Origin of the sequence: Streptomyces sp. NPDC059371, assembly GCF_042751995.1 — a bacterium.
GTDB lineage: Bacteria > Actinomycetota > Actinomycetes > Streptomycetales > Streptomycetaceae > Streptomyces.
The window spans coordinates 69,425-78,390 of record NZ_JBHYXD010000022.1; the positions used below are offsets into that span (position 1 = coordinate 69,425).

Below are 8,966 nucleotides of genomic sequence, written 5' to 3' on the forward strand. Positions count from 1 at the left end.
ACCCTCCCGCTCTCACTCTCACACCCACCCACACCCACACCCACAGGCCCCCCTCAACAACGCCCTCGCCCCCCCCCCCCCCTCGACGTGTGACGCCACGCCGGGGCGCGCCGGTGACCTGCCGAGTCGTTTGAAGTGCTACGACATGCGAGGGGAGTTGAGCGTTCTGTGTTTGACTTGTCTCTCTGTGGGCATGTCGACAAAACGCTGAAGTGACCTCACTGGCTGCGGTATACCAGGTGTACCCAGGTAGCAGGTGGTGCGACGATGGACGTTATGGGGGACAAGGCAACTCTGTTGGATACAGGGCGGTTTGCGCAGTCTGCCGACTTTGAGCAGCCGGCGGATCTCACGCAGCCTTCCGACCGGGACGAGACCGGCGAGGCTGCCGAGGAGGCGCGCCAGTGGTCGGCCGCGGAGGCCGGTGACGTCGAGGCGATGAGCGTCCTCGGGGCCATGCTGCTGCGCCGCGGCGATCTCGACGCCGCAGAACCGCAGTTGCGCGCGGCCACCGCCGCGGGTGACCGTGCCGCCGCCAACAATCTCGGTGTCCTCCTCTACCAGCGCGGATACGCCGACGAGGCCGCCGGATGGTGGCGGATCGCCGCCGTCGCCGGCAGTGCCGCCGCCGCACACGCGCTCGGCCGGCACCACCGCGAGCGCGGTGACGAGCCCGCCGCCGAGTACTGGCTGCGCCAGTCCGCCGAACAGGGCCACGCCCTGGGCGCCTACGCTCTCGCCGATCTGCTGGAGCATCGTAGCGACGTGGGTGCCGAGCAGTGGATGCGGGCCGCCGCCGAGCGAGGGCACCGCGAGGCCGCGTACCGGCTGGCGCGCACACTCGACCGCAAGGCCCTGGACTCGGGCGAGGCCGTGGGTGACAACGGTGTCATCGGTGCCGCCGGACAGGCCGCCGAGCAGTGGTACCGGCAGGCCGCCGCGCGTGGGCACCGCAGGGCCGCGCTGCATCTCGGGGCCATCCTGGAGAAGCGAGGCGATCTCAAGGAGGCCGGGCGCTGGTATCTGACCTCCGCCAAGGACGGGGAGGCGCGTGCCGCGTGCGCCCTCGGGTTCCTGCTGCGCGACGCCGGGGACCCCGACAGCGCCGCCGTCTGGTGGCTGCGGGCCGCCCAGGACGGGGACGGGAACGCCGCCAACGCGCTGGGCGCGCTGCATGCCGAGCGGGGTGAGACGCAGACCGCCGAGCGGTGGTACCGCGCCGCGATGGACGCGGGTGACGTGAACGGCGCGTACAACCTCGGGCTGCTCTGCGCCGAGCAGGGGCGGACCGCGCAGGCCGAGCAGTGGTACCGCAGGGCCGCGTACGCCGGTCACCGCGAGGCCGCCAACGCCCTGGCGATCCTGCTGCTCCAGGTCGGTGACGCGGCCGGGGCCGAGCCCTGGTTCTCCAAGGCCGCGGAGGCCGGGAGCGTGGACGCCGCGTTCAACCTCGGCATCCTGCACGCCGGGCGCGCCACCGAGAGCGACGACGCCGCGGCACTGCGGTGGTACGAGCGCGCGGCTGCCGCCGGTCACACGGAGGCGGCGCTCCAGGTGGGCATCGCGCGGCTGCGGGAGGGTGACGAGCCGGCTGCCGAGCGGCATCTGCGGTGCGCCGCGGGAGGGGGCAGCGCCGAGGCCGCCTACCGTCTCGCCGCGGTGCTCGACGCCCGGCGGCCCCCGGCGCCCGCTCACGAACTCGGGGAGCCCGCGCAGGAGAAGAGCGAGTGCGAGGAGTGGTACGAGCGGGCCGCGTCCCAGGGGCACCGGCGGGCGCAGGTGCGGGTCGGGATGCTGGCCGCGGCGCGGGGCGACGTCGTGGAGGCGGCACGCTGGTACCGCGAGGCCGCCGAGGCCGGGTCGCGCAACGGGGCCTTCAACCTCGGGCTGCTGCTGGCGCGCGAGGGCAGTGAGCCGGAAGCGGCGCTGTGGTGGGCCCGCGCGGCCGACGCGGGCCACGGGCGGGCGGCGCTCCGGCTGGCGCTCGTGTACGCGCGGCGCGGAGAGCTCGCCGAGGGCCAGCGCTGGGCCGACCGGGCCGTGTCGCTGGGCCCGGCGGAGGTCGCCGAGCGGGCGGCACGACTGCGGGACGCCTTGCGGGAGGAACTGTCGGCGTGAGGGTGGGGCGGCCGAGGGCCGGTTTGGCCTGGCGCTGATCGGGTGCGGAGGGGCCGTTGGCCGAGCGGGGTGGCGTCGGCCGGGTGCGGGCCGGTCGGCCGGGAGGCTGACCTGGCCTGTCCTGCCGGGGGCTGCGCCGGGCCGCCCGGGGTCTGTTGCCCCGCCGGGGACCGCACCAGCCTGCCCGGGACCTGCCCCCGCCGGGGACCGCGCCGGACCACATGGCACCTGCCCCCGGCTGGGAACGGCGCGGCATACCTGGGACCCGCCGTCCTGTCGGGAACCGCACCAGCCTGCCCGGGATCTCACCCCGCCGAGGACCGCACCGGCTCATCCGGGATCTGCCGTCCCGCCGGGAGCAGCACTGACCCGCCCGGGATCTGGCGCCCGGCCGGGAGCCGCACCGACTCACCCGGGACCCGCCCGCCCGCTGGGGGCCGCGCGGGACGTCCGGTACCCGCCGCCCCGCTGGGGATGCGCAGGCCGACCCGAGGTCTGCCGTCCCGCCGGGAGTCGCAGCCACTCACCCGGGACCTTTTCCCCTCTGGGGACCGCGCGGCCCGCCCGGGATCTGCCGTCCCGCCGGGGACCGCGTTGCCCCGCCAGGTTCGCAGAGTGGCCGTCGGGCCGCTCTGTTAATGGATTTGCGCGGGTCACCGTCTTGACGTACTGTTCAGTTCATCGACGCGGGGTGGAGCAGCTCGGTAGCTCGCTGGGCTCATAACCCAGAGGTCGCAGGTTCAAATCCTGTCCCCGCTACTGAAGGCCGAGGGCCGGAATCCGAAAGGGTTCCGGCCCTCGGTGCGTTTGCAGGTCCCGCACGGAAATGCGGCAGCGAACAGTGAACCGCGGCAGTGAACAGGTTGAACGGAGCGCAGAGGCCCGCTCCGGTGAGTGGTGAGTGGCCGGCCGCGCGGACGTCGGTGTCCCGCTACGCCGCGATGGCCGCGCAGTCGGGGCAGACGCCCCGGTAGGTCACCTCGACGTCCGAGACGGCGAAGCCGAAGCGCTCCGAGTCGGGGAGGTCGCCGAGCGGGTTGCCGATGGGGTGGACGTCGCGGATCGCCCCGCACCGGGCGCAGACCAGGTGGTGGTGAGGACGGTGCGCGTTCGGGTCGTACCGCTTGGCACGCTTGTCCGTGGCGACTTCCAGCACCTCGCCGAGCGAGACCAGCTCACCCAGGGTGTTGTAGACGGTCGCCCGGGAGATCTCGGGCAGCTTGGCCACGGCGCGGGCGTGCACCTCGTCGGCCGTCAGATGGACGTGGTCGCCGTCGAGGACCTCGGCCACGACACGTCGCTGCGCGGTCAGGCGCCATCCGCGTCCGCGCAGTCGTTCCAACAGGTCACTCATACAGGTCAGCGTAACAGCAGGTGAACCAGATCCCGAACAGGTGTGATTTTAGATCTTGCCCTGACTTGGACAATGTCCATGACCGGGCTGGGCGGGGGTACGCCCGCTGTGGGCGGCGGGCTTGAACCCCCTTCATCTGCAAGGGGGTTCAAGCCCGCCGAGGTGTTCGGGCCGGACCCGACGGTGTATCAGGCCGGTACGTGCTGCCTGACGGGTGCCCAGCAGCGGATGATGTCGCGGACCGAGACGATGCCCACCGGCCCACTGCCGTCGAGCACGATCAGATGCCGGAAGCCGCCGTGCGACATCGCGGCCGCGGCCTCCTCCAGGGTCCAGGTGGGCGCCGCGAAGACGACGTCGGTGGTGGTGTGGCTGCCTGCGGTCTCCGAGTCCGGGTCCTGGCCGTGGGCGAGGGAGTTGAGGATGTCGCGCTCGGTGAGGATGCCGAGGCCGGAGGAGTCCTCGTCGAGGACCACCGCCGCGCCGACGTGACGCGCGGACATCAGGCGGGCCGCCTGTCGGAGGGTGTGTGCCGGGCCGATGGTGAGGACCACCGTGCTCATGGCGTCGCGGACGAGCATGGGCTGGAGCCACCTCCTCTGTGAGCCGCGGGCTCTCCGGCTCCTCGACGGAGCGCAAAGAGAAGCGGTTCACAAGTTCACAAGTGGGGGAGCTCTCAGAGTCGCAGTTAAAGAGACGGTCAACAAGGGGGCGCGTGCCGCGAGTTCGGGGGCGCCCGGGGTTGCTCAGCAGTCCCGGGGTCAGGCAGGGCCGCTCAGGCGCCCCGCGGGCACCACCGGGGTCGGGGAGGAGCCGTCGGGCGGGTCGCGACCGTGCCCCGGGCCGACTCCCACCGCACGCTGCCCGCGCCACCGGGCTCGGCTCGTCATGGCCCGACGCGTCGCCGGGTCCAGCTCACCGTGTCCCACGCGTCGCCGGGTTCAGCTCGCCGTGTTTCGACGCGTCGCCGGGTTCAGCTCGCGGTGTTCCGACGTGCCGCCGGGCGCGGTTCACCGTGTCCCGACGCGGCACCGGGCTCGGCTCGCCGTGTTCCGAGGTGCCGCCGGGCTCGGCTCACCATGGCCCGACGTGCCGCTGGGTTCAGTTCGCCGTGTCCCACCGGCGCCGGGCTCAGCTCACCGTGTCCCAACGTGCCGCGGAGTTCGGCTCATTTGAGCCCGAGCTTCACGACCAGGCCCCCCGTCCGTGCCACCTCGTTCGTGATCTCCGTCTTCAGGTGCAGGCTGATCCGTACCGAGTACGACGCCGAGCCGCCTGGCACTCCCCGTACGGCCACCGGGAACTCGCACCTCGCGAAGGTGTCGTAGGCACCGCTTCCCAGCGACCCGGTCGCGATGACCCGGCCCGCCGAGTCGAATACGGTCACCGGCGCGCCCTTGTCGACGTCGCAGTACTCGTGATCGCCGACGCACGACCCCGAGGCTCCGGGTTCGCCCGCGACCTGCACCTGACCCACCAGCGTGAACGCCTGGCCGCCGGCGGACCCGGACAGACTCCACGCCGGCGCGACGGCACCCGCCCCGATGACGATGCCGGCGGCCGGCCAGGCAGCCCGGGCCCCGCGCACCCGGAGCCCTCGCACGGGCCCGGAGGATGACGGCGACACGGTGGGCAGCGGAGCGGGCCGCTCGTCGAGCGATTCCTCGGGCATGTCCGCAGCGTCGCGTCGAGCGACAGCCATATGAGGCCCAGTCACATCACGGCCGCCGCACGCCACTCAGTAGCGCTGGTATTGAATGCGGCCTCTGGCGGGGTGCGGCGTTGCGCCAAAACCCGCCGGAGAGCTGCATGTTCGCTGTCCTTGGCTGTCGTCGACGGTCGCCGTCGGCCACCCTCGGACGGCCCACAGACGGCCCCGGAGACAAGTCCGGGCCGCCGTGTTTCCCGTTGCCTGGACCCCCTCGATGTGAACTATGGGCACGAAGGTTGCAGAGGTCTGCTCGCCTGGTCAGACGGCCGTGAGCGGCTACTGCCAGTCGGTTGCGGTCTTCGCTACTGTGCGGCACCTTCTGGGCGCGTGCGGACCTCAGGTGTGTTTGCCCCGGTACCCGCCAAGGCGGGTGCGCCTGCCCTGCTGCATGCCACGGTCTGGCGAAGTCCCGGGTGCTTCTGGTGCGAGCCGTCCCGCCTGACCTCTGGCGACACACACCATCACGTGTCCAGTCTGCAGAAGATCAAGGAGGCAGCCGACGCTCAACCACCAATAGAAGGCCGGGAGTACATGGGCAGTGAGTGCCGAGTACATGAAAATCGCGACAAAAAAGGCAGATGCAAAAAAGTTGAGCACCAGCAGTGGCCAGCCGGAATCCGTTTTAGCTCTAATGAATCTCTGCCAAGTCGTTCTTGGCACTTGAGTGGGATGCGGGCTGAAGCGGCGTTTAAACCCGCCCACAAAAGATCGCTGCGTCATGGAGGCATGGAACAGTTGAAGACAACGTCTGCGCAAGCACCTGCTACGGAAGTTACCGGCGCGGCCAGCTGAGTCTCAACGCCCGAGTCAAGCCAGCGATGCATCGTGGGCCGATTGAAGCCCCGAGTCGTCGGCTGAGCGTGGGTTTTCCCTCGGCCTACATCCTTATCAGGTAGATCACGGCGCCTTCCGAAGCCTGCGTTTCGCCGGTAGAGCGACTCGACGCCGGCCGCTGAAGTGCGTCGGAATCCGGCTGTGTTCGCGGCTGTTGGTGTCAGCTGCTGGTGTCAGACATCGGTGGCCCACTTGACGGTTGTCCTGGCCGGGGAGTACAGGCGCCGCTCAATTTGCGTCGCCAGCATGACGAGCCTTGGCGAACACTCCAGCCTGGAGCTGAAGCACCGCACCGAGCACGATGATCCCCAGGGCAATAGTGGAAACAGCCATCCCCGCTCCGGAAGAGAAGTCGAGAAGTCTAGCTCCGCCGTCCAGGACGAAGCCGACACCCATCGCTATCCGACCCCAACCAGCCCTAGGCGACCGCGCGTACTCTGCGATTCCCCGGCTGCCGGTCAAGGTCAATACGCCCAGGACTACGACAAAGCAGCCGGAACCCAACATGATCCACTCAGACATGGCACCCCTCCGCGGGAAGGCTATTGCACGGGCAGGGCCCTGCAGCCTTGCGGTGCGGTAAAACACCGGTACAGGGCGTGCCAAGCCGCACCCGCTTCCCTCCTCGACCCACCGTCCACCCCAGCTCCCATCCCGTCTGCCGTCGGCCCACACACCGTGGAGCGGGCGTGGTTCAGGGCGTCAAGTGGAGCGCGCCAATGTACGAACGACCTTGACGCCCTGGGTCTCAGGTTCTGAAGCCACGGTCTCTACCGGTGTCACGACAAGCGACAAGGGTCGATGGCGGAGCTCCCGCGCGGCCCGACCGTTCGGCAAGAGCAATGAGGACCGCCCTTCGGGCGGACGTTTCTTCGGTCGCCCTCCCAACTCGCGGCCTTTCACCATGGGCGGCTGCCGGGCTACTGGGTAGTGGGGCCCCAGGAGAAAAACGCCGGTAGGGGGCTCTCGGACCGCTCTACTGGGGCGCCTACTGGGTAGGGGGCGCCCCGCTACGCAGTAGCTAACCTCGATCCTTCGTGACGGTCCGCTGGTTTCTCCAACGGGCCCGGACGACGACGTGACCTGGGCGGCCCGTGCGGCGGTCCCGGGCTAAACCGCTCCCTCGGCAGCGTGCCGGACGTCCCCTGCGGGGTCATGATGAGATTGCCCGGCTGCCACGGGAGCGCCGGGCGGGAAGGGGCAGGCGATGGAACTGTTCCCGCCGGTGCCGCTGGCGGAGTGGCAGGACACGAAGGAGACGCTGCACCGCTTCGCGCAGATCGTCGGCAAGATCCGCTTGGCCGCGAGCGCCCGGCGCAACCACTGGTGGAACGTCCCCTTCCATGTCACTGGGCACGGCATCACCACCCGTCCGATGGGTCAGGTCGACGGGAATCCGATCTTCACGATCGACTTCGACTTCGTCCACCACAGGCTCGCCGTCATGACGCTGGACGGCGAAGAGCGGTCCTTTCCGCTTCCGGGTCAGTCCGTAGCATCCTTCTACGACCAGACCCTGGCCGCTCTGGCCGCGCTGGGCGTCCGAGCGGACATCGCTATCCCCAGGCCCTTCGATCTGCCCGACGCCGACCGGCCGTTCGCCGAGGACACCGAGCACGCGGTCTACGACCCGGTGGCCGCAAACCGCTACTGGCGGGTGCTGAGCCAGGTGGCGTCCGTGCTGGAGGAGTTCGCGGCGGGCTTCTCCGGAAAGGCCAGCTCGGTGCATCACTTCTGGCACACCTTCGACATCGCCCACAGCCGGTTCTCCGGACGCCGGGTCGACCAGCCCGAGCAGGTCGACCCGGTCACTCGGGAGGCGTACTCCTTGGAAGTGATCAGCTTCGGCTTCTGGTTCGGCGACGACACCTTCGCCGAGCCCGCGTTCTACTCGTACACCGCGCCCGAGCCCGCCGGCCTGGCCGAAGCGCCGCTCAGCCCGGCGTCCGCGCAGTGGGTGGCGAAGGGCGACAGCCACCTGGCCGTGCTGCGCTACGACGCGGCCCGCGCCGAGGCCGATCCACGTGCCGCCGTGCTCGCCTTCTACGAAAGCGCCTACCAGGCCGGGGCCGGACGCGCCGGATGGGACATCGCGGCGCTTGCGTGCCCCGGCGGAATCACGGACCCGGTCCGTCGCCTCTGACGAGTTCAGTCAGCAGTGCAGCGCAGTGCAGTGGTCAGGCTTCGGTATCGGTGCGCGCCAGGATGCCCTTGAGCAGGCCCGTGGACTGGCCGACCTCGATGAGGTAGCCATCCGGATCGCGCATGTAGCAGCGCAGCTCGGCGCGCCGGTCGATGGGCGCGGTGAGGAACTCGGCTCCCTTGGCGCGGGCTGCCGCGTAGAAGCCGTGGATGTCCGCCACCCGTACGTTCAGGAAGCTGGAGACGGTGTGGCGGTCCTCCGGCGGGCGCAGGACGACGTCGGGTTTGTCATCGGTGGGCCCGCCGCCGGGGTTCATGATGATCCAGCTGTTGGCGACTTTGATGATGCAGGGGTTCTCTTCCAGCACCACCTGCCCGCCCAGCACATCGGCATAGAACGCCCGCGAGCGAGGGACGTCGCCAACCGTGAGGAAGTGCGTGAGCAGCAGACCCTCGGCCGGTGCGGGAAGGTCGTCGGCTGAGGCGCCGGCGGCGATGAAATCGGACATATGCCGAGCGTATGGCGCGCATGGCCGTGCGGCATTCTCAGCCTGCGCTTCTTCACCTGGTAAGTGCCTCCGGACGGCGCGGGAACAAGGACCTCGACAATCCGCATTTCCGCCGGCCAGCGGGGCTCCTCTGTTGGCATGATCACGTACTGGACACCGAGCCGCGCGAAAGCCCGAGGCCAAGCCTGAGTTGGATGAGAACCCCCGGATGCCGCGCGCACAAGCAAGAGGAGCCGCCCCCCCCCCCCCGGGGGGGCGCGGGGGTGTGGGGGCGGGTAACAAAGCCCGGGGCGCCCGC

At 70.3% G+C, this 8,966-nt stretch carries 7 protein-coding genes and 1 tRNA gene; 4 read left to right on the forward strand and 4 right to left on the reverse strand.

Annotated elements, in window-relative coordinates; translation table 11 throughout:
- The first annotated feature begins 267 nt into the window (after positions 1 to 267).
- Together ACFXGX_RS15620 and ACFXGX_RS15625 are read left to right on the forward strand one after the other, a co-directional pair.
- On the forward strand, positions 268 to 2,118 hold the full coding sequence (locus ACFXGX_RS15620; RefSeq protein WP_384790368.1) for a sel1 repeat family protein: 1,851 nt from the start codon (positions 268 to 270) through the stop codon (positions 2,116 to 2,118).
- A 685-nt stretch (positions 2,119 to 2,803) separates the two neighbouring features.
- Positions 2,804 to 2,877 (forward strand) — tRNA-Met (locus ACFXGX_RS15625).
- A gap of 172 nt (positions 2,878 to 3,049) precedes the next feature.
- Here ACFXGX_RS15625 and ACFXGX_RS15630 read toward each other — a convergent pair.
- From ACFXGX_RS15630 to ACFXGX_RS15640, 3 genes are all read right to left on the reverse strand, one after another.
- Entirely contained in the window at positions 3,050 to 3,472 is a 423-nt protein-coding gene (locus ACFXGX_RS15630; protein WP_355775184.1) for a Fur family transcriptional regulator, read from the reverse strand.
- Between the two features lie 188 nt (positions 3,473 to 3,660).
- Positions 3,661 to 4,053, reverse strand: coding sequence for a cyclic nucleotide-binding/CBS domain-containing protein (locus tag ACFXGX_RS15635; RefSeq protein WP_384790371.1), 393 nt, complete (start codon positions 4,051 to 4,053; stop codon positions 3,661 to 3,663).
- 587 nt (positions 4,054 to 4,640) lie between these two features.
- Complete coding sequence (locus ACFXGX_RS15640; protein ID WP_384790374.1) at positions 4,641 to 5,144, reverse strand: hypothetical protein; 504 nt, start codon at positions 5,142 to 5,144, stop codon at positions 4,641 to 4,643.
- 504 nt (positions 5,145 to 5,648) lie between these two features.
- Between ACFXGX_RS15640 and ACFXGX_RS15645 the strand changes: the two genes are divergently transcribed.
- Positions 5,649 to 5,975, forward strand: a complete 327-nt coding sequence (locus ACFXGX_RS15645) for a hypothetical protein (RefSeq protein WP_384790377.1) — start codon at positions 5,649 to 5,651, stop codon at positions 5,973 to 5,975.
- 1,249 nt (positions 5,976 to 7,224) lie between these two features.
- A complete protein-coding gene (locus ACFXGX_RS15650) occupies positions 7,225 to 8,160 on the forward strand; it encodes a DUF5996 family protein (protein ID WP_384790380.1) in 936 nt (311 codons plus the stop codon).
- Positions 8,161 to 8,194: 34 nt separating this feature from the next.
- On the opposite strand, the gene ACFXGX_RS15655 is transcribed toward ACFXGX_RS15650, so the two are convergent.
- Complete coding sequence (locus tag ACFXGX_RS15655; protein WP_384790383.1) at positions 8,195 to 8,668, reverse strand: VOC family protein; 474 nt, start codon at positions 8,666 to 8,668, stop codon at positions 8,195 to 8,197.
- Positions 8,669 to 8,966: the final 298 nt, after the last annotated feature.

Excerpts from the sequence above, each read along its gene's own strand:
- ACFXGX_RS15620 (WP_384790368.1), top strand. The coding sequence starts at position 268 with ATGGACGTTATGGGGGACAAGGCAACTCTGTTGGATACAGGGCGGTTT.
- ACFXGX_RS15630 (WP_355775184.1), bottom strand. The coding sequence starts at position 3,472 with ATGAGTGACCTGTTGGAACGACTGCGCGGACGCGGATGGCGCCTGACC.
- ACFXGX_RS15635 (WP_384790371.1), bottom strand. The coding sequence starts at position 4,053 with ATGCTCGTCCGCGACGCCATGAGCACGGTGGTCCTCACCATCGGCCCG.
- ACFXGX_RS15640 (WP_384790374.1), bottom strand. The coding sequence starts at position 5,144 with ATGCCCGAGGAATCGCTCGACGAGCGGCCCGCTCCGCTGCCCACCGTG.
- ACFXGX_RS15650 (WP_384790380.1), top strand. The coding sequence starts at position 7,225 with ATGGAACTGTTCCCGCCGGTGCCGCTGGCGGAGTGGCAGGACACGAAG.
- ACFXGX_RS15655 (WP_384790383.1), bottom strand. The coding sequence starts at position 8,668 with ATGTCCGATTTCATCGCCGCCGGCGCCTCAGCCGACGACCTTCCCGCA.